Annotated in this window: 1 protein-coding gene; it reads right to left on the bottom strand. The window is 66.2% G+C overall.

Annotated elements, in window-relative coordinates; translation table 11 throughout:
- Positions 1 to 154 precede the first annotated feature (154 nt).
- A complete protein-coding gene (locus tag ACWDKQ_RS36410) occupies positions 155 to 907 on the bottom strand; it encodes a class I SAM-dependent methyltransferase (protein ID WP_450143279.1) in 753 nt (250 codons plus the stop codon).
- Positions 908 to 1019: the final 112 nt, after the last annotated feature.

The raw sequence follows: 1019 nt of genomic DNA, 5'->3' as shown, positions 1-1019 counted from the left end.
GTTGGCAGGATTACCGCTGGGCACGTCAGCATCGCACTTGACGTGCTAACCCCACGGATAAATCCGGGAGTCTGCGCACTACGTCTACCTGATCAAAGCGCCTGCGACTAAACCAGCGCGAGCGTCCAACCCGCGGTTCGCGTTGTGGTCGTGGTCATTTCACCAGCACCGCCAGTTCCGGTGGTGCGACCTCGCTGACGACGGAGGGCACCGGTCGGGTCGGCAGACCGGACTCCGCGGCGATCAATTCAGTGTCCACCGCGTACCACTCGTAGCTGTCGGAGACCTCACGTACTAGGACGTCGTCCCGGTGCACCTTCCAGGTGTTGGTGAACCGCATCAGGTCCGGACCTGCGGGTCGCCCGGCCACCCACCACTCGTAGCGCTGTCGTCCGAGCTGGGCCGTGAGCGACAGCGTCTGCGGGATCTGCCGGGAAGTGCGCACTCCCATCAGCTCCACCACGACGATCCCGCCCGGCACCAGCCTTTCGGAGACCCTCCGCCACAACCGCGTACGTTCCGAAGCGTCCAGGTGGCCGACGACACCAAAAATCACCACTGCGGCCAGTCGTGGCGGCAGGTCGAGATCCGGCGCGGATTGCGCGGTGATCGTCACCCGCTCGCGAAGATCGTCATCAGCGGCGACGCGGCTGGTGAGGATCGCCCGCATCGGTGGCGACGGTTCGGCCGCGACGATCCGTGCCCCCGGGAGGGCATCGGCGATGACCTCCGTGACGCGACCGGTCCCCGCCCCGATCTCCAGCACCACTCCAGCATCGACGTCCACATCGGAGAGCACGGCACGCAATGGCGGTCCACTGCTGCGAACCTGCCGATCGGCCACCAGTTCGTAGAACTCCGCGGTCGGTGTGTAGTCGCCGCGCATCGCTACCCTTCCAGTTTTCACGGCATGTCCGTCCATTTAGGGCTCTTCTGCTGCTTCCGTGGGTGGGTTAGGCGCGCCCGGGGAGGGTGGGTGGGTGGCCGCCGAGGGCGAGCATGGCCAGGGCGATGAGTGC

This window comes from Saccharopolyspora sp. NPDC000995 (genome assembly GCF_053599315.1).
This window is presented reverse-complemented; position numbering and strand designations above follow the sequence as displayed.